The organism is Phenylobacterium sp. Root700, from assembly GCF_001429025.1.
Taxonomy (GTDB): domain Bacteria; phylum Pseudomonadota; class Alphaproteobacteria; order Caulobacterales; family Caulobacteraceae; genus Phenylobacterium.
Window position 1 is genome coordinate 153,434 of record NZ_LMHT01000035.1, and the last position, 17,873, is coordinate 171,306.

Annotated in this window: 18 protein-coding genes; 3 read left to right on the plus strand and 15 right to left on the minus strand. The window is 67.1% G+C overall.

The window, feature by feature from the left end:
- Positions 1–49 precede the first annotated feature (49 nt).
- Together ASE02_RS20435 and ASE02_RS20440 are read left to right on the plus strand one after the other, a co-directional pair.
- Positions 50–991 carry an endonuclease/exonuclease/phosphatase family protein gene (locus ASE02_RS20435; protein ID WP_056736896.1) on the plus strand — a complete coding sequence of 314 codons (942 nt, stop codon included), beginning with the start codon at positions 50–52 and terminating at the stop codon, positions 989–991.
- 47 nt (positions 992–1,038) lie between these two features.
- Positions 1,039–1,968 (plus strand): endonuclease/exonuclease/phosphatase family protein, encoded by a 930-nt coding sequence (locus ASE02_RS20440; protein ID WP_056736898.1) that lies wholly within the window; start codon positions 1,039–1,041, stop codon positions 1,966–1,968.
- On the opposite strand, the gene ASE02_RS20445 is transcribed toward ASE02_RS20440, so the two are convergent.
- The 6 genes from ASE02_RS20445 to gyrA form a co-directional block, all read right to left on the minus strand.
- Positions 1,960–2,415 carry a hypothetical protein gene (locus tag ASE02_RS20445; RefSeq protein ID WP_056736900.1) on the minus strand — a complete coding sequence of 152 codons (456 nt, stop codon included), beginning with the start codon at positions 2,413–2,415 and terminating at the stop codon, positions 1,960–1,962. The two genes, ASE02_RS20440 and ASE02_RS20445, sit on opposite strands and share 9 nt — an antisense overlap.
- Before the next feature lie 10 nt (positions 2,416–2,425).
- Complete coding sequence (locus tag ASE02_RS20450; protein ID WP_235536775.1) at positions 2,426–2,908, minus strand: phosphohydrolase; 483 nt, start codon at positions 2,906–2,908, stop codon at positions 2,426–2,428.
- Positions 2,909–2,979: 71 nt separating this feature from the next.
- Positions 2,980–3,441, minus strand: a complete 462-nt coding sequence (locus tag ASE02_RS20455) for a peptidylprolyl isomerase (RefSeq protein ID WP_056736904.1) — start codon at positions 3,439–3,441, stop codon at positions 2,980–2,982.
- Positions 3,441–4,316 carry a peptidylprolyl isomerase gene (locus tag ASE02_RS20460; protein WP_056736906.1) on the minus strand — a complete coding sequence of 292 codons (876 nt, stop codon included), beginning with the start codon at positions 4,314–4,316 and terminating at the stop codon, positions 3,441–3,443. The genes ASE02_RS20455 and ASE02_RS20460 overlap by 1 nt, the downstream gene beginning before the upstream one ends.
- A 42-nt stretch (positions 4,317–4,358) precedes the next feature.
- Positions 4,359–4,850 (minus strand): pantetheine-phosphate adenylyltransferase, encoded by a 492-nt coding sequence (coaD, locus tag ASE02_RS20465; protein ID WP_056736908.1) that lies wholly within the window; start codon positions 4,848–4,850, stop codon positions 4,359–4,361.
- Positions 4,851–4,974: 124 nt separating this feature from the next.
- Positions 4,975–7,740 (minus strand): DNA gyrase subunit A, encoded by a 2,766-nt coding sequence (gene gyrA / locus ASE02_RS20470; protein ID WP_056736911.1) that lies wholly within the window; start codon positions 7,738–7,740, stop codon positions 4,975–4,977.
- 111 nt (positions 7,741–7,851) lie between these two features.
- On the opposite strand from gyrA, the gene ASE02_RS20475 reads away from it, so the two are divergent.
- The gene (locus tag ASE02_RS20475) at positions 7,852–8,379 is read left to right on the plus strand and encodes a superoxide dismutase family protein (RefSeq protein WP_056736913.1); all 528 of its coding nucleotides are present in this window, start codon (positions 7,852–7,854) and stop codon (positions 8,377–8,379) included.
- A 56-nt stretch (positions 8,380–8,435) separates the two neighbouring features.
- On the opposite strand, the gene ASE02_RS20480 is transcribed toward ASE02_RS20475, so the two are convergent.
- From ASE02_RS20480 to ASE02_RS22150, 9 genes are all read right to left on the minus strand, one after another.
- The gene (locus ASE02_RS20480) at positions 8,436–9,665 is read right to left on the minus strand and encodes an MFS transporter (protein ID WP_156406163.1); all 1,230 of its coding nucleotides are present in this window, start codon (positions 9,663–9,665) and stop codon (positions 8,436–8,438) included.
- The gene (locus ASE02_RS20485) at positions 9,662–11,239 is read right to left on the minus strand and encodes an amidase (protein ID WP_056736915.1); all 1,578 of its coding nucleotides are present in this window, start codon (positions 11,237–11,239) and stop codon (positions 9,662–9,664) included. The genes ASE02_RS20480 and ASE02_RS20485 overlap by 4 nt, the downstream gene beginning before the upstream one ends.
- Positions 11,240–11,384: 145 nt before the next feature.
- Entirely contained in the window at positions 11,385–11,903 is a 519-nt protein-coding gene (gene ssb / locus ASE02_RS20490) for a single-stranded DNA-binding protein (RefSeq protein ID WP_056736917.1), read from the minus strand.
- A 152-nt stretch (positions 11,904–12,055) separates the two neighbouring features.
- The gene (locus tag ASE02_RS20495) at positions 12,056–12,457 is read right to left on the minus strand and encodes a hypothetical protein (RefSeq protein ID WP_056736919.1); all 402 of its coding nucleotides are present in this window, start codon (positions 12,455–12,457) and stop codon (positions 12,056–12,058) included.
- A 44-nt stretch (positions 12,458–12,501) separates the two neighbouring features.
- Entirely contained in the window at positions 12,502–13,188 is a 687-nt protein-coding gene (locus ASE02_RS20500; RefSeq protein ID WP_056736921.1) for a hypothetical protein, read from the minus strand.
- A 49-nt stretch (positions 13,189–13,237) separates the two neighbouring features.
- Complete coding sequence (locus tag ASE02_RS20505) at positions 13,238–16,150, minus strand: hypothetical protein (protein ID WP_056736922.1); 2,913 nt, start codon at positions 16,148–16,150, stop codon at positions 13,238–13,240.
- Positions 16,151–16,281: 131 nt separating this feature from the next.
- Complete coding sequence (locus ASE02_RS20510; RefSeq protein ID WP_369818598.1) at positions 16,282–17,145, minus strand: flagellin; 864 nt, start codon at positions 17,143–17,145, stop codon at positions 16,282–16,284.
- A 166-nt stretch (positions 17,146–17,311) separates the two neighbouring features.
- Positions 17,312–17,602 carry a hypothetical protein gene (locus tag ASE02_RS22740; RefSeq protein WP_056736924.1) on the minus strand — a complete coding sequence of 97 codons (291 nt, stop codon included), beginning with the start codon at positions 17,600–17,602 and terminating at the stop codon, positions 17,312–17,314.
- A gap of 114 nt (positions 17,603–17,716) precedes the next feature.
- Positions 17,717–17,873: flagellin (locus ASE02_RS22150; protein ID WP_255354079.1), on the minus strand; the 157-nt coding region annotated here is incomplete at its 5' end.

Sequence of the window (17,873 nt, forward strand, 5' to 3'; positions counted from 1 at the left end):
CGCACGGGCCGGCCCACCCGTCAAGCATCGGGGCGTGTTAGATCCGATCATGGCCTCTGTCCGATTCGTCTTTCGCGGCCTGATCCTGGTGCTCGGGGCGCTCGCCGCCACCGGCGCGATCCTTGCGCATGGCGGGCGTTTCAGCCGTCACCTCGACGTTCTGACGCACCTCTCGCTGATCTATCTCGCCACCGGCGCGGTCGTGCTGGTCTGTGCGATCTTCACGTCGATGGCGCACGGCAAGCTGCCCATGGCGATCTTCGGGGGGCTGGCGGCTCTGGCCAGCCTCGGCTTGATCGTCCCAGAGTTCACCCGTCCGATAAGCCCCAAGGCCGCGTCTGGCGCTCCGGGCCAGATCAAGGTCATCCAGTTCAATGTGAGCCAGCGCGACGTCGGCCTCGAGGAACGCGCGCGCTGGATCGCGAGGCAAGACCCGGATTTCCTGGTGCTGGAGGAATCGACCCCGGCCATGCGCGCCGCGGTCTTGCGTCACCTGCCCCGGCAGATGTCGTGCGGCATGACCTGCTACACCGCGATCTTCACCCGGACCGCCCCAGAGAAGGTCGATCGCCCTCGCCGTGGACGATACGGGCTCGGCCCGGCGATCACGATCGTCCACATGGCGCAGCGGGATGGCGGCTACATCGTCATCGGGACCCACTACACGTGGCCGACGAAGGTTCGTCCCCATCATGAGAACACGGCGCGGATGCTCCTGCTCACCAAGTCGCTGCCGAAGGACAGGATGATCATCGCCGGGGACTTCAACTCCACGCCCTGGTCGTTCGCCAGGCGACGCGAGGAGGCCCGCATCGGGCTGGAACGGCGCACCCGGGCGCTGCCGTCATGGCCGACAAATTTCGGAATCCCGTTCCTGCCCATCGATCACATCTACGCCGGCGGCGACCTGCGGACGGTCAGCGTCGAGCGTGGGCCGTACCTTGGCTCCGACCACTATCCGATCATCGCCGTCCTGGCGCCTATCTCCTGACAGCAAGGCCCTGCGTGGAACCATTCCGATCCCTCCTGACGAGCATCATGCTGCTGGTCGCCGTGGGTTGCGCCGGATGGGCGTTCGCCGCCCACGGCGGTCGCTGGAGCGTGCGGCTCGACATCTTGACCCACTTCATCCCGGTCATCATGGCCGCGGCGGTCGTGACAGTGATCTACGCCTTCTTCACCGAGCCCCCGTTCGCCAAGTGGGCGCTGATCGGGTTCGGCGGGACCGGTGTCGTACTCGCTGGCCTGTTGCTCGTTCCGGAGTACCTCGCCCCGCGCGCGCGCGCCGAGGCGGCGACGCCTGTCCCTGGTCAGATCAAGCTGATCCAGTTCAACGCCTGGCGCGAAAACAAGGATCACGAGACCACGGTCCGGTGGCTGCTGGCCCAGAACGCCGACATCATCGTCATGGAAGAGGCCGATGTCATCGGGCCGCTCCTGATGCGTCGCTCGAACTATCATACGAACTGCAACGGCTGTTCGGTGATGATCTTCTCCAAGACGCCGCCGCTCGATCTGGACGTTCCCGTCCCTGGGGATCAACGCGTTCGGCCGCCTATAGCCCGGGCCACCTACCGCGATGCGCATGGAGAATTCACCGTCGTCGGCACGCACTATGTCTGGCCAATCTATGGAGGTTGGCAGCAGGAACAGGGCCGGGTGATCGCCCGGCTGCTGCAGAAGCTGCCGAAGGAGCGGCTGATCCTGACCGGCGATTTCAACTCGACGCCCTGGTCGTTCTCCCGGCGGCGGGAAGACACGATCTTCGGCCTGGAGCGCCGAACCCGGGGACTGTTCAGCTGGCCCGCGCGCGACTTCCCGCCGGGGATCGCCAAGCCGCCCTTCCCCATCTTGCCGATCGACCACGTCTATGCCGGCCCCGGCTGGCGGACTGTGAAGGTCGAGCGTGGAGCACGGCTGGGCTCCGACCACTACCCGGTCGTCATAACCCTGGCGCCGTCAGCCTAGGGCCGCCCGCGCCGCGCGCAGGGCGATCTGCAGCTTGGCGCGCCGCTTCATGAAGCCGTCCTCGAGCCCAGAGCGACGGGCGTCGAGCTCGACCTGGGCGGCATCGATGCGCGTTCGCTCGGCATCGTAGCCGGCGATCTCTACGGCCAGCTCCTGCTCCAGCCTGGCCACCTTCTGCAACGCGGCCTTGGACGGACCTTTGGGCTTGGCCCGCTTCGGCGCCGTGGCGAGCGCGGCCTTGCTGTCGGCTGGGCGGCGCAGCACCACGCCAGGGCTTGCCGCGGTCATCGCCACCAGGGCGGGGTCGTCGCTCTCATGAGCGCCGCCGGTCTTGAAGAGGTCCTGATGTGCGCCCCAGGCGCTGAGCGCCTTGGCTTTGGAACTGGTGGCGACCACGTAGTCGGTCAGGCCGTCGGATGTAACGAAGACCTTCAACCGCTGCGTCACGCCCGGGCTCCTAGCTCAGCGACGCAAGCTCCCGCGAGAGGTTGGCCCGCGCCTGGACCTCCAGCCATTGAGCGAAGGCCGGATCGGGAAAGATAACCTGCGCGTCGAGAAAGCGTTGCAGCACCCTGGCGCGGCCCGTGCGCCAGGCGTCGTCCGGCACGTGGGCGTACTCCTCGCGGACGGCCTTGGCGTACTCGTCGTAGCGCTCGTCGGGCGCGCCCAGGATCGAGAGGTCGATGGAGACCAGGATCTCGCCCAGCCGGTCGCCCTCCTCCACCGCGTGCCCCGCGGTCAGCCGGATAAGGCGCGCGACCTCGTCACGGCCATGCAGGGAGATGTCGAAGTCACGGAGATCGCGCTTGGCCATCTCCGCGCTCTTGGCCTCGTTGTCGGAGGCGGTCGCGTCGTAGACCGCATCGTGCCACCAGATCGCATAGGTGAGGATCTGGTGCTCGGTCTCGGTCAGATCGGGAACCTGATCGAGCAGCGCCAAGCACTGCTCGATATGGGTTCTGGTGTGATAGCGGCGGTGCGGTTCCGCGTACGCCGCTTCCAGATCAGGCGTCACGCGTCGGCCGCGACCTTGGCCGAGACGATCTTGCCGGGCGCGCGCGGCGGCTCGCCCTTGGGCAGGGCGTCGACGGCGTCCATGCCTTCGACCACTTCACCCCAGACCGTATACTGGCCGTCGAGGAAGGTGGCGTCGTCCAGGCAGATGAAGAACTGGCTGTTGGCCGAATTCGGAGCCGAGGTGCGGGCCATCGAGCAGACGCCGCGCTTGTGCGGTTCGCGCGAGAACTCGGCCTGCAGGTTCGGCTTTTTGGAGCCCGACGTGCCGGTGCCGGTCGGGTCGCCGCCTTGGGCCATGAAGCCGTCGATCACGCGGTGGAACACCACGCCGTCGTAGAAGCCTTCACGCGCCAATTCCTTGATGCGGTCGACGTGACCGGGAGCCAGGTCGGGACGAAGCTTGATCGTCACCGGGCCTGTGTCCAGGGTCAGGATGAGGGTGTTTTCCGGTTCCATTACTTCACCTCCGAGGGAATTCTGATCGCGCAAGCCGTGAAATCCGCCCCCAGTCTGGCGCGCGTGCTGTCGATCTCGGCCTTGAACCAGGCGCTCTTGGGATCGATCACGCGCACCTTGGGGCGTTCGGCGGCCGGGATATCGGCCAGGATGCGCACCTTGTCCATCTTGTCTTGCGGCGCGGCCACAGGTTCGCCGGCCTTGATGGCGCGCACGACCTCCAGACCGGAGATCACCCGCCCCCAGCCGGTGTAGCGCTTCTCCAACGACGGGTAGGCTTGGCGCATCAGGAAGAACTGGCTGTTGGCGCTGTCCTCGCCCTGCCCGCGGGCCATGGCGGCGACGCCTGGGCAATAGAGCGGCCAGGCCGAGACTTTGCCGTCGGCGGTCATGGCCATCAGCATCTCGCTCTGGCTCATCACCGGCAACGACTTGATGAAACCGATCTGGCTGACGGTCTGATCGGCGACCAGCACCATGCCGCTGTCGGCCCCGCGCCGGAACAGGAATTCCTGGGTCAGGTCAGGCTTGTCGCTGCCGCCGGTGCCCTTGTCCTCGGGGTCGCCGGTCTGGGCCATGAACTCGTCGATGACCCGGAAGAAACTGCGCCCGTTGTAGAGCCCCGAGCGCGTCAGCTCCTTGACCCGCGCCACGTGGTTGGGCGCCACCTCGGGCAGCATCTCGACGATGATGCGGCCCTTGTTGGTGTCGATCACCATCAGGTCGTCGGGATTGGGGGTACGCCAATCGGCCGCGCCGGGCGCCGCCGGAGCCGCCGTCAGGCTGCTGACAGGCGGCAGGTTGGGCTTAGGCGCCTGTGCGACGGCGGGAGCCGCGACGCTCAAGGCGGCGGCGAAAAATACGGTTCGGATCATGGCGGCACTCGTAGCGGTCGGCGCGTCGCGCCGCCAGCGGTCTTAGACCCGGACCTTGGACAGCAGCGCGTCCTTGATACGCGGGCCGACGAACTTGGTGACATCGCCGCCCAGGGCCGCGATTTCCTTGACCAGTCGCGACGAGATCGCCTGGTGACGCGGATCGGCCATCAGGAACACGGTCTCCACCTCGCGGTCGAGCTGCTGGTTCATGGCGGTCATCTGGAATTCGTATTCGAAGTCGGCGACGGCGCGCAGGCCCCGGACGATCACCCCGGCCCCGATCTCGCGGGCGAAGTGCATCAGCAGTCCCTGGAACGGCTGGACCACGATCTCCGCGCGGTCGGTCAGGTGCGCGGTCTCGGACTTCAGCAGGGCGACCCGCTCTTCGAGCTCGAACAGAGGGCCCTTGCCGGCGTTGATGGCGACGCCGATCACCAGCTTGTCCACCAACTTCACGGCCCGGCCGATGATGTCGGTATGTCCGTTGTGGATGGGATCGAAAGTCCCCGGGTACAGCCCCACGCGCGTCATTCGACGTCTACTCCCCCTGCTGCGGTGCGGCAGGATTTCACCGGCGAGCCCTACGAAAGCAAGCTGAAATGTTGCCTTCGGGTCCGCGATGAACCCGAAGTTACAACATTTCCTGGCCCGGCCCCTATTCGGTCGCCTCGCCAGCCTCGGCTTCGGCGCCGTCGTCCTCACCGCCGCCTTGATCGGCCAGGCGTTCGACAGAGACCACGTGCTCGTCCTTGCCGGTGCGGAAGATGGTCACGCCGGAGGTGTTGCGGCCGACCATCCGGACCTGGCTGACCGGGGTGCGGATCAGCTGCCCCTGATCGGTGACCAGCAGGATTTCATCGAACTCCTCGACCGGGAACGACGCCGCCAGGCGGCCGCCCTTCTTGGTCAGGTCCTGGGCCAGAAGCCCTTGCCCGCCCCGTCCGGTGCGGCGGAACTCGTAGGCCGAGCTCCGCTTGCCGAAGCCCTCGGTGGAGACCGTGAGGATGATTTCCTCGGCCGCCCCAAGCTCGGCGATACGATCGGGGCTGAGCGCAGCCAGATCGCCCTCGGCCTCGTCGTCGTCAGGCGCCGCGGCGTCTTCCACCTCGGCGTCGTCGCCCAGAGCCCGACGCATGGCGTTGGCGTGCTTCACATAGGCGGCCCGCTCGGCCGGCGTCGCGTCGACCGAACGCAGGATCGCCATGGAGATGACGCTATCGCCGTCGGCCAGGCGGATGCCCCGCACGCCGGTCGAATCACGTCCGGCGAACACGCGCACTTCTTCGGTGGCGAAGCGGATGCAACGGCCCAGCGCCGTGGTCAGCAGGATGTCGTTCTGAGCGGCGTTGCAGAGACCAACGCCGATGATGGCGTCGCCGTCATCGAGCTTCATGGCGATCTTGCCGTTGCGCTTGATGCCCTGGAAGTCCGACAGCTTGTTCCGACGCACGCCGCCTGACTTGGTGGCGAACATCACGTCGTATTGCGCCCAGGCGGCCTCGTCTTCCGGGACCGGCAAGATCGAGGTGATGCTTTCGCCCGGCTCGATCGGCAGCAGGTTCACGAAGGCCTTGCCGCGCGAGTTCGGGTTGCCGACCGGCAGACGCCAGACCTTGAGCTGATAGACCTTGCCGCCCGACGAGAAGAACAGCATCGGCGTGTGGGTCGAGGCCGAGAACACGCGGGTGACCGCATCCTCGTCCTTGGTCGCCATGCCCGACCGCCCCTTACCGCCCCGATGCTGGGTGCGGTAGGTGGTCAGCGGCGTGCGCTTCACATAGCCGCCGTGGGTGACGGTGATGACCATCTCCTCACGGGCGATCAGATCCTCGTCCTCGACGTCGGCGTCGCCGTCGACGATCTCGGACCGGCGCGGAACGGCGAAGGCGTCACGCACCGCCACCAGTTCCTCGCGGACGATGGCCATGACGTTCGCGCGATCCGACAGAATGGTCAGATGGCCCTGGATGGCCCCGGCCAGTTCACGCGCCTCGCCGAAGATTTCATCGCGGCCAAGGCCGGTCAGGCGCGACAGGGTCAGGGCCAGGATCGCGCGGGCCTGTTCCTCGGTCAGGCGGATCTTGTCGCCGCCGATCACCAGGGTGCGCGGGTCGGCGATCAGTTCCACCAGCGGCAGCATGTCGCCGGCCGGCCAGTCCTTGGCCACCAGGCGTTCACGCGCCTCGGCCGGGTCCTTGGAGGACCGGATGATGTGGATGAACTCGTCGATATTGGCCACCGCGATGGCCAGGCCGACCAAGACGTGACCGCGGTCGCGGGCCTTGGACAGTTCGAACTTCACGCGCCGGACGACGACTTCCTCGCGGAAATCGACAAAGGCGACGACCAGGTCGCGCAGGTTCATCTCGCGCGGCCGGCCGCGATCCAGCGCCAACATGTTGACTGCGAAGGACGACTGCAGCGGGGTGTAGCGATAGAGCTGGTTCAGGACGACGTCGGGCGAGGCGTCGCGCTTCATCTCGATGACGACGCGCATGCCGTCGCGGTCGCTTTCATCGCGCAGGTCGGCGATGCCCTCGATCCGCTTCTCGCGCACCAGCTCGGCGATGCGCTCGACCATCGCGGCCTTGTTCACCTGATACGGGATCGAGTTGATGATGATGGCTTCGCGATCCTTGCGAAGCTCCACGATCTCGGCCTTGCCGCGCATGATCACCGAGCCGCGGCCGGTCATCAGGGCGTTGCGAGCGCCGGAGCGACCGATGATCTCGCCGCCAGTGGGGAAGTCAGGGCCTGGCACGATGTCCAGCAGGGCGTCCAGCGACACCTCGGGATCGTCCACATAGGCCAGGCAGGCGTCGACGATCTCGCCCAGATTGTGCGGCGGGATGTTGGTCGCCATGCCGACGGCGATGCCGCCCGCGCCATTGACCAGCAGAGCAGGAATCCGCGACGGCAGAACCACCGGCTCCTGCTCGGTGCCGTCGTAGTTCTCCTTGAAGTCGACCGTGTCCTTGTCGAGGTCGGCCACCACCATCATGGCGGCCTTGCTCAGCCGGCTTTCGGTGTAGCGCATGGCCGCCGGCGGGTCGTTGTCGACCGAACCGAAGTTGCCCTGGCCGTCGATCAGCATCAGGCCCATCGAGAAGGGCTGCGCCATCCGCACCATGGTGAAGTAGATCGAGGCGTCGCCGTGCGGGTGATACTTACCCATCACGTCCCCGACCACGCGGGCCGATTTCACGTACGCACGATCGGGCGTATGGCCCTGCTCGTTCATCGAGAACAGGATGCGGCGGTGCACGGGCTTGAGGCCGTCGCGCGCGTCCGGCAGGGCGCGGCTGACGATCACGCTCATGGCGTAGTCGAGATACGAACGCTTCAGTTCGTCTTCGATGGCGATAGGGGCGATGCCCCCGCGCCGGCCGTCATCGGGCGGGGTCTGGGTTTCGTCGGTCAAGGAGTCGATTTATCCGTTTAGAATCGGACACAAAACTGAGTTGAGTTGTTACCATCCCGGAGGCCCCAAGGCCAAACGTCCGTACAGATTCGAACCCAGGTGCTAGCCCCGATGAAATATGCCTTCGCCGTCCTCGCCGCCACCCTTTTCGCCGGTTCGGCGACTGCGGCCGATGCGCCCGCCAACCAGCAGATCGAATTGAAGAATTCGACGGGCGGCGTGATCGGGTCGGCGACCCTGACGGACGCGCCGCACGGGGTGCTGCTGCGACTGCAGGTGAAGGACCTCGCCCCCGGCTGGCACGGCCTCCACTTCCACGAGAAGGGCGACTGCTCGAAGGCCGACTTCACCTCGGCCGGCGCCCATGTCCACGGCAAGCCCACCCTGGTGCACGGCCTGCTGAACCCCGACGCCAACGAGGCCGGCGACCTGCCCAACCTCTATGTGGCCGCCGACGGGACCGGAAACGCCGAGGTGTTCTCCACCTCCGTCGCGCTGAAGGCCGCCGCCGGCCGTGAGCACCTGGCCGATAAGGACGGCTCGGCCATCGTGATCCACGCCAACGCCGACGACCACAAGGCCCAGCCCATCGGCGGCGCCGGCGCCCGCATCGCCTGCGGCGTCATCGCCGGGGGCTAAGCCTCCCAAAAAGGGCGGTCAATCTCGAGATTGACCGCCCTTTTTGTTGTTCGTCCTCACGCCGTCCCACGCCTGGACGTCATCGCCAGGACGACGGCGGCGATGATGTTGACGCAGACGCCCGATAGGATCGGCGCCGTGTAGCTGTGGGTCGCGTCAAAGGCGAAGCCCGCGGCGGCAGGGCCGATAAGGGTTCCGAACGCGACGCTGGTGTAGAGCACCCCGATGATCGCCCCGACGTTTCGGCCGCCGAAATAGTCCATGACCAAGGCCGGCAGCACGGCGACGAACCCGCCGTAGAACACGCCGTAGCCGAACGCGAAGGCGCCCAGCCCCCACAGCGTCGTGGAGAAGGCCCAGACCAGCAGGGTCAGCGCCATGCCCGCGAACATCGCCAGCAGCGCCGGCCCGCGCCCCATTCGGTCGGCGATCCCGCCGAGCAGGAACCGCCCGGCGGTGCTGCCGACGCCGATGATCCCCAGCAGCAACACCGCCGAAGACGTCCCCAGGCCGTGATCCAACGCGAACGGCACGAGGTGCACAAACGGCACGAACAGGCCGAACGAACCGATCAGGCAGGCGACATAGAGCCCGATGAAGCGGCGCGACCTGACCGCCTCGCGCAGGGAGCTTCCGGCCGCCTGCGCGGCCTGGACCTCCGCCGTCAGGAGATCACCGTCAGGAGCAAGGCCGCGACGCCCCGGATCGTTCTCGATCAGCATGGCCAGGCCGCCGCCGATCACGACGGCGATCCCGCCGAGGATCAGATAGGTCTCGCGCCACCCGAAGGCCGCGATGAGGCAGGACGCCAACGGCGGCATGACCAGGGTGCCGACCCCGATACCGCTGACCGCCAGCCCCGAGGCCAGGCCCCTGCGCCTGACAAACCATCGTTGCACGGCGCCTAGGGCCGGCACATAGGCGCAGCCGACCCCGATCCCGACGCCCAGTCCATAGGCGACATAGACCTCGGTCAGACTGCGGGCGACGCCGGCGGCGGCCAGCCCCGCCCCCATCACGATCATCCCGAAGACCGCGAGCGGTCGCGCGCCCCACCGGTCGGCGAGCGGACCGCTCAGGACGCCCAGGCCGAAATAGAGAAACCCGGCCAGCGAGAAGACCAGCGAGACCGAACCGCGCGAGGCGCCGAAGTCGGCCTGCAACGGCCCCAAAAAGGCGCTGAAGGTGTAGGCGCCGCCAAAGCCAATGAAGGTGACGGCGAACGCCCCGGCGACCACCAGCCAACCGCGGAAAACGCCCTGCGGTGCTCCCACCATGTCGCTCATGAGGCGCTCAGCTCCGGTATGCGGCGACGCCGCGTGGCGGTTTCATAGTCGAAGGCGAAGGACAGCAGGGCCGCCTCGCTCCACATCGGGCCGATGAAGATCAGGCCGAACGGCGCTCCGCAGGCATAGCGGCCGGCGGGCGCCGTCACCCCGGGAAGCCCCGCGATATTGATCTCGCAAACGCAAGTCTCCTGCAGCGCCTCGCCGCCGGCCACAGGCGGCGGCGCGGTGCGGAGTTGGGGGAAGACCAGCCCGTCGAGCCGCTCACGGGCCATCACCTCGTCGAAGATGGCGAGGTAGGCCTCTCGCGCCGCGACGAAGTCCGAGAGATCCGGCGGCGCGAGCGGATCGGCGAGACAGGCCGCAAAGCCCGGCAGACCGTTCAGAAGGAAGAGCACGCCGCCCGGCGCGAACGGGTCCTCCGCCGCCACCGCCCTGGCGAAGGCCTCGAAGGACGAGATCGCCGCCGCAGGCCCCAGCCGCTTCAGGTAACGGTCCATGTCGTAGGGCGCGCATTCCATGCCGCGCGGATCGAAATAGTCGGTCCCCAACGCCGGACGCGCGATCTGCGCGAAGCCTGACCCTGCAAATGGATCTGCGACCAGGGTCGCGCCACGGGCTTCCAGCTCATCCACGGCCCGCCGATAAAGTTCGTCCGTCTCTGGCGAGAGCGGCCGGTCGCGCCAGCCGGGTCCATAGAGGCCCAGCCGCTTGCCCCGCAGCGAAGCGGCGTCGAGACCGGCGGCGTATCCTGCGCCTGGCCTGCGCCCGATCCCGGCCACGGTCTTGGGGTCCTCGGCGCAGAAGCCGGCCAGCACGTCGAGCGCCAGGGCCGCGTCGCTGACCGTGCGCGCGATGGGCCCCACCACGTCGCGGGTGCTGCCGGCCAGCGGCATGACCCCGCTGTTGGGGACAAGGCCGAAGCTCGGCTTGATCCCCACCAGCCCCTGGGCGGAGGCCGGGTTCTGAATCGATCCCCCGGTTTCCTCGCCCAGGCCCAGGACGGCGAACCCGCCGGCCACGGCTGTGGCGGTCCCGGCGCTGCTGCCGCCCGGCAAGAGATCAGGATCGACCGCGCTCAGGGTCGCGCCGGCCCAGCTGTCGTTGGCATGGCTGCCCGAGGCGCTGAGCACCGGCACGTTGGTCTTGCCCAGAATGATCGCCCCGGCCGCCCGCAGGCGGGCGACCACGGGCGCGTCGGTCGCCGGGAACAGGTCGACACCGCCGGTCCGCGCGCTGAGCAGCCGCCAACCGCCCGTGGTCGGCAGGCCGGCCATGTCCATCGTGTCCTTGACCACGACCGGCACGCCGGCCAGCGGCCCCAGCGCCTCCCCCCGCGCCCGCCGCCGATCGATCTCGCGGGCGTCATGCAGGGCCGCCGGGTTCATCGTGATCAAGGCGACGTAGCGGGGATTGTAGAGCGCGATGCGATCGAGACAGGCCTGGGTCAGGCTCTCTGACGTGAAGGCGCCCGCAGAGAAGCTCGCCTGCACGTCGGCCACGGTCATCCCGACCAGATCGACCGCGTTGAAGTCTGGGCCGGCCGCGGGACGTTCGGATTGAATGACGGACATGGCGATCGCTCCTGGTTTTGATCGCGACAGATGTGACGCAGATCCCGCCCCGCGGCTGGCGCTTTCCGGCCCCCAACCGACCCACGAAAAAACGGCCGGCCCGAAGGCCGACCGTCTTGTCCGCATAGCGATGCGAAACCTTGCCCTAGAAGGGGATTTCGTCGTCCAGGTCGGCCGAGAAGTCCTCGCGCGGACCAGAGGCCGGCTTGCGCTGACCGCCGCCGAAACCACCACCGCCACCGCCGCTTCCGCCGCCATAGCCGCCGCCGTAGTCACCACCACCGCCGCCGCCGCTCTCGCGCTCGCCGTCGCCACGCCCGTCGAGCATGGTCAGCTCACCACGGAACTTCTGCAGCACGATCTCGGTGGAGAACTTTTCCACGCCCGACTGGTCGGTCCACTTGCGGGTCTGGATCGAGCCCTCGATGTAAACCTTCGAGCCCTTCTTCAGGTACTGCTCGGCGACCTTCACGAGGTTGTCGTTGAAGATCACGACCCGGTGCCACTCGGTCTTTTCCTTGCGCTCGCCCGAGGACTTGTCGCGCCAGGTTTCCGACGTCGCGATACGCAGATTGGCGACGCGATCCCCAGACGTCAGGCTGCGAATTTCGGGGTCGGCGCCCAGGTTGCCGACCAGAATGACTTTATTGACGCTGCCCGCCATGAGCTTGTCCCTTGCTTTCCGTGCTTGCGGGCTTGAGCCCTAAGCGCGCGAAGCTAGACGACCGGCTGGCCCGGATCAATCTTAACGTTCGACGTTTGTTCACGCCCCTGTGCGCTTCGTCCACAGCCGATTGGAGCCGCGCGGCGGGGGAGCTACTGCGCCGGAGCCGCCGGCTCGGGCGCCCGGGGCATCGCGCCGGGAATCGCCAGACGGCCGTCGCCGGTGCGAACCATGGCCAGGTAACGATGCTCTTCCAGAGACGGCGCAGTGAAGATCCCGCGCCGTTCGACGAAGATAAAGTTGCCCTTGTATGCGCCAGCCACCTCGCGGGCCGAACCGCCCAGCCGCAGGAAACGCACCCGCATCGATTCGAGCTCGGCTGCGCAGTGCTCCAGGTCCGGAACGCCGGCCTTGAGCTTGTTGTATTTCATGGACCCGTCGGCCTGGGGCGCGACATGCCAGCAGATCCCCTCCCCGCCAGGCGGCCGGGTGCGCTTGGCGCAGGCGGCGAGAGCGAGGACGGCGAAGCCGGCGATGAGGACGGTGCGAAGCATGGGCGTAAGCCTATAGACGCGATTGGGGCGGCGCGAAGGCAAGCTTAGCCGACCGGTTGAATGGAGCAGTTCGAAGCCTGTTCGGCCAGGGGCCGGAAGCTGCGGTTGTCGCCGGACACCTCGACCTTGCCTGGAACCAGGCGGAGGGTCTGTTGCATCCAGCGACCATAGGTGGCCCCGCCCGGCCGCTCGCAGCGCCCAGCGAACAGGGTCTGGACACAGCCGTTGAGCGTCTGGTCGTTGGGCAGCTTCCGCCAGCCGCCATCGGCGTAACGCCAGCAGCTTCCGGCCGGCCCGGCGGCTGGGGCCGCGGTAGGGGCCTGGACTGGAGCGGCAGGCGCCGTCTGGACCGGGGTCACCGGCTCAGGCTGCGGCGGCAGGGGCGTCAGCATGGTTCCAGCCTGGTCGGCGGCCGCCAGGTTCCCGGCAGGGTCGACGCCGACATCCAGCGCGCCGGTGGCCACGCCGTTACGCTGAGCGCATTCGGCCAGGGTGATCTCGCCGACATACTGGCCGGCCACATAGCAGCGCAGCGGCTTTGCGGGATCCATCCGGCCGTCGTCCGGGGCGCCGGTCTCAACGACCAGCCCCCCCTGGGAAGCCGGCGGCGGAGGCGCGGTTTCGTTACGACCCTTGCCGACCATCATGGTGGCGATGACCACACCAGCCAGCAGCGCCAGGGCGCCGCCGATAAGCGCCAGGAGGGTGCGCCGGTCCTTCAAGAATTCCATAGCCCCTCGCTAGACCGTGCACGTGACGGTTTCAAGCGGGCGCTAGGCTCTAGCCGCCGGTCAGACGGTTCAGGCCCGCCTGATAGTTGGCGAGCTGGTTCTTCAGATAGGCCGGGACCGGCCCGCTCGCCTTCTTCTTTTCGCCCTCAGGGCGCATTCCGCTTTCCAGATCGCGGAAGGCGGTGCGCAGCACCGACATCGCCATGGTCAGCTTGTCGATCGCGGCCTTGCGATCGTCGGCGGTCGCCAGGCTGAGGTCGCGCGGCAACTTCAGCCCATACATCGACGGGCCGCCGTCGCTGGGGACGCTCTTGCCGTCCTCGAACTTCACAGGTCGGACGAAGCCCTCCTGCAGGCCGAGCGCCTCCAGGGCGTCACGGCCGCCCTTCCCGCCCAGGATCTCGAAGCTGCTGCGATTGTTCATCGGCTTGATCTGCAGCTTGCGCACGTCGCCGTCGGAGACCACCTCGGCCTTCACCGAATAGGCGGTGGCCCGCAGGACCTTCTTGGCCAGGCTGTCGAGGGTGTCGTTGGCTTCGATGGTGATGGTCACCGCCGCGCCGCCGATCCGCCGACGGATCTGGAATTGGTCGCCGACCCGGGCCGACGTCGCCGAGGTCACCAGTTGGGAGTCGGAATAGTCCACCGTGCCGGTGGGCAGGCCCAGCCGGTCGAGCGCGCTGGCCCCGTTGAGATCGACCGCGATGGAGGTCGGGGCCGTCATGTTGTCCTTGCCGGTGAAGCGTTGCGACCAGCCGATCGCCCCCGCGCCGATGTCCAGTTCCACCGCGAAACCGTCGATCTTGCCGGCCGGATCGGTCATCCCCGGAAGGTCGGTTTTGGAGGTGCCGGTCATCCACACCTTGCCGCCCGCCACGGTCATGGCGGTCACGCGGTCGTCGCCAGCCCCACCATAATAGGCGATCGCGTCATTGCCGTTGCTCAGGTCGAGCGAAATCCGCGCCGCGAAGGCGTCGACCGCCCCGGACGAAGCTCGTGTCTGGTTGCCGACGCCCAGCGAGCCGCCGGTGGACCCGGCGATCACGATGTTCCCGCCGTCCAGCACAACGCCGGCGATGTTCCCGCCGCCCAGCGAGCCGAGGCTGCGGGTGTTGGTCAGGGTCGGGCTCTTGGGATCGGTGACGTCGAAGCGCCGCAGTTGCACCTCGCCGCCCTCGACGCTGGCGACCACGACATTGGTCCCGTCGACCACCAGGCCGGCCATCTTGTCGTCGCCGCTGGTCCCGAACTGAGTCGTGCCCTTCAGCTTGCCGTCGGGCCCGAAGGTCCGCAGGTAGCCGTCCCAGTTGCCGTTGGAGGTCTGGCCGAGCATCGCGCCCTTGACCCGTCCCAGCACATAGACCGAGCCGTCGGGGCCAAAGGCCACGTCCACGGCCTCGTCGTCGTCGCGCGCGCCCTGACGCTGCGACCACATCTCGTCGCCTGCGTCGTAGGGCTCCTTGCCGGTGCCCCAGAGTTCTCTACCCACGCCGTTGAAGACGACCAGGAAGCTATCGGACTTGTTGGGATCGGCGCCCTCGTCGGCCTTAATGATCTTGGGCATGGTCGCCAAAGCGCCCTCGCCGACCATCACGCCGCTGCCCGTGAACCCGCCAGTGACGGAACCGGCGACCGCGACCTGGCCGTCGGGGCCGACGGTCAAGGCCAGGCCGGTGGCGTCCTTCGAAGCCCCGATGGTGCGGGTGTAAACAAGCTGTCCGGCCGAATCGAACTTCATCAGCGCGACATCGCCCGCGCCCTTGATGACCTGTCCGTCGACCGTGTCGTTGACGTCGGCCAGCATGTAGAGCGAGCCGTCCGGCCCGGTCACGGTCTTGCGCACGGTCTCGACGCCGTCAGGCAGGGCGACATTGAACACCCGTCCGTCGACCCAATTGGTGTCGCCGGGGCGCCGTCCGGCGTCCTGGGTCGTGTCGGTCGGCGTGTTCGAACCGGTCTCGAACTTCACCAGCTCCTGCAGCAGAACCGGATCAGGGGCCTTGGTGGTGGTGGTCGTCGTCGCCGGCTTGCCGTCCGCCGCCGGCGTCGTGACGGTGGTCGTGGCCTTCGGAGGTTTCGGGTCCCCGGCCGTTTGCGTGATGTAGACCGCCGGCGCCGTCGTCGCCGCCGAGAAGGTCAAGGATTCGGAGCTGTCGCCTTGGATCTTCAGGGCGAACTTGTCGGCGGCCTTGCCGATCGTGACCGTCCGGCCGTTGACGATGGTGGTCTTGTCCGCGCCGGCGGTCTTCTCGACCGCGAAGCGCGTGCGGAAACTTGTCTGCGCCAGCTTGTCGTTGATGAACTTGACCACGTTGTTCATCGACCGGGGCTGCGCGCCCATGTCGGTCAGGTCGAAATCGATCGTCGTGGTGGTCTTGTTCGGCAGCTTGATCGCCACGCTGAACTTCACCGCGCCCTTGAAGGCCTCGACCTCTTCGGTCGCCGTCCCCTGGTGCAGCTGCGCCGTCACGTATCGCGGCGTGGTTTTCGGGACCCCGACCGTGCTCTTGGCCTTGTCGGTCGCCTCGCCATGGGTGAGCCGCAGCTTCTCGAACTTGGAGCTGTCGATATAGCCCGACACCTCGGCCATGCCGCGCGTGAAGGCTGTCTGGATGCGCTTCAGCTCGGAGCTCGAAAGCCCCTTCTCGTCGGCCTTCTTGGCGAGGGCTTCAAGGGTTTGGAGGCCCTGGTGAGCGGCGAAGAGCTGGCGATAGTCTTCGCTCGCGCCCTTCACATCGAGTTGGGTCTGGAATTCATCGACGAACTTGCGGCCCATCATGACGCTCTTGAGCATCTCGTCGGCCTTCGGCGCCTTCGAGAGCGTGCTCCAGGGCGGCGTCGGCGCCTTCGTAGCTCCGGCCGCGGCGGCGGGGCCGCTACCCTTCGATCCAGCCGCCGCCAATCCCACGGCGTTCTTCGCCTGGAAGTAGCTGAGCAGCACGTTGGAATCGAGATTGATCACTTGCGGCGGTCGACTCTACGGAATTTCCCAACTGCAGATTGCGGCATAAGGGCTGATGAGATGTTAAGCGCCCTAAAGAAAAAGCCCCGAACCGCACGGCTCGGGGCTTTCACGCTCCCCACAAAACTAATTTAGCCGCCGCGGAAGAGCTGCAGGATCACCTGCGGCTGCGAGTTGGCGATCGACAGCGCCTGCGCGCCGAGCTGCTGCTGCACCTGCAACGACTGCAGCCTGGCGCTTTCCTTGGCGATATCGGCGTCCACCAGATTGCCGATCCCGCTCTCCAGAACGTCCTGCAGCTTGGTGACGAAGGTGACGTGTTTTTCGATCTGCTTGGATTGCGCACCCATCTCGGCGAGCGACGCCGTGATTTTGCCGATCGCCAGATCGAGCGTGGCGAGCACCGCCTTGGTCGCCGACGTCGTCCCGGTCAGGTTGGTGCCGTCTAGGTCGATGTTCGCGCCGCTGATGGTGAAGTCCTGCGGCGTCAGGGCGATGTAGCTGTCGCCGTCCGAGTTCGCCAGGAAGTTGAGGTCCGCCGTCAACGTGCCGTTCAGCACCGAGACCCCGTCGAACTCCGCCGACGCCGCGAACTGGCTGATCGCCTTGAGCAGGGTCTGATACTCGTCGTCGAAGGCCTTGCGGGTCGTCTGCGAGGCCGAGTCTTCCGAGGCGCCGACCACCTTCTCGCGCATCTGCACGAGAATATCGCTGATCTGCTGACCGGCGGTCAGGGCCACGTCGGTGATCGAGGTGGCGCGGTCCAAGCTCATCTTTACGGCGCTGAGCGACGAGAAGTCCGCGCGCTGCTTCTGGGCGATGGCGTAGACGGCCGCGTTGTCCTTGGCGTTCGCCACGCGCAGACCGGTGTTGATCCTGCTTTGAACCTGCTCCAGCTTCTCATTCGTCGCCGAGAGGTTCTGAAGCGCAATCAGCGCCGACTTGTTCGTATTGACGCTCATCGGCATGGCGCTGATCTCCTTCAGAGGACCCATGGTTGACGCGCGACTCGCACGCCGGAAACATGGTTAACGCTAGGGAGAGCATGGTTTCCGGAAGGTTAACGGCCAGACGTCAAACACCGCAAACCGTTGCTACGGTTGCGGTTACGGCCCCGAACCAGGCCGTAGATCAGAGCCCGAAAACCGGGCGAAAGGCCCCTCAGGCCTGGGTGGCGATCACCGCGCCGGCCTCATAGGCCTCGGCGTCGCGCATCTTCAGAACCTCGGCGCGCGGCAGCTGCAAGATCACCTCGCCGGTGCGGCGGTCGATGGTCTTGTAGACAAAGATCCCAGCCTGCCCGCTCTCCTCGATGACGAGGCGAAGATCGGGCTCGGCGGCCGGCGGCGGCTCACGAACCGGAGCTGACCGACGAACGGGCGGGGACGGCTTGACCACCTGCGCAAGCTCCACTTCCGGAAGCGCGGCGACGGCTGAAAGCTTATTCTCCATGACATCACTCGCCCGCCGTTTTCAGGATCGGGCGATCCCATCTGGGCGTAGGCGGCGGGAAGGTCTCCCTCCCCGCCGCCGCCGCTGAGCGCGTCGAGCGCGCCCTGGATCGTCTTAGCGGAACAGGCCGAGCAGGATGCCCGACGACTGGTTGGCGATGGAGAGGGCCTGGACGCCAAGCTGTTGCTTGGTTTGCAGGGCCTGCAGTTTCGCGCTTTCCTTGGCGAGGTCGGCGTCCACCAGGTTGCCAATACCGGAGTCCAGGGTGTCC

What these genes read in the sequence shown, in the direction of transcription:
- ASE02_RS20435 (WP_056736896.1), top strand. Translation starts at nt 50, where the DNA reads ATGGCCTCTGTCCGATTCGTCTTTCGCGGCCTGATCCTGGTGCTCGGG.
- ASE02_RS20440 (WP_056736898.1), top strand. Translation starts at nt 1,039, where the DNA reads ATGCTGCTGGTCGCCGTGGGTTGCGCCGGATGGGCGTTCGCCGCCCAC.
- ASE02_RS20455 (WP_056736904.1), bottom strand. Translation starts at nt 3,441, where the DNA reads ATGGAACCGGAAAACACCCTCATCCTGACCCTGGACACAGGCCCGGTG.
- ASE02_RS20460 (WP_056736906.1), bottom strand. Translation starts at nt 4,316, where the DNA reads ATGATCCGAACCGTATTTTTCGCCGCCGCCTTGAGCGTCGCGGCTCCC.
- coaD (WP_056736908.1), bottom strand. Translation starts at nt 4,850, where the DNA reads ATGACGCGCGTGGGGCTGTACCCGGGGACTTTCGATCCCATCCACAAC.
- ASE02_RS20475 (WP_056736913.1), top strand. Translation starts at nt 7,852, where the DNA reads ATGAAATATGCCTTCGCCGTCCTCGCCGCCACCCTTTTCGCCGGTTCG.
- ASE02_RS20480 (WP_156406163.1), bottom strand. Translation starts at nt 9,665, where the DNA reads ATGAGCGACATGGTGGGAGCACCGCAGGGCGTTTTCCGCGGTTGGCTG.
- ASE02_RS20485 (WP_056736915.1), bottom strand. Translation starts at nt 11,239, where the DNA reads ATGTCCGTCATTCAATCCGAACGTCCCGCGGCCGGCCCAGACTTCAAC.
- ssb (WP_056736917.1), bottom strand. Translation starts at nt 11,903, where the DNA reads ATGGCGGGCAGCGTCAATAAAGTCATTCTGGTCGGCAACCTGGGCGCC.
- ASE02_RS20495 (WP_056736919.1), bottom strand. Translation starts at nt 12,457, where the DNA reads ATGCTTCGCACCGTCCTCATCGCCGGCTTCGCCGTCCTCGCTCTCGCC.
- ASE02_RS20500 (WP_056736921.1), bottom strand. Translation starts at nt 13,188, where the DNA reads ATGGAATTCTTGAAGGACCGGCGCACCCTCCTGGCGCTTATCGGCGGC.
- ASE02_RS20510 (WP_369818598.1), bottom strand. Translation starts at nt 17,145, where the DNA reads ATGGGTCCTCTGAAGGAGATCAGCGCCATGCCGATGAGCGTCAATACG.
- ASE02_RS22740 (WP_056736924.1), bottom strand. Translation starts at nt 17,602, where the DNA reads ATGGAGAATAAGCTTTCAGCCGTCGCCGCGCTTCCGGAAGTGGAGCTT.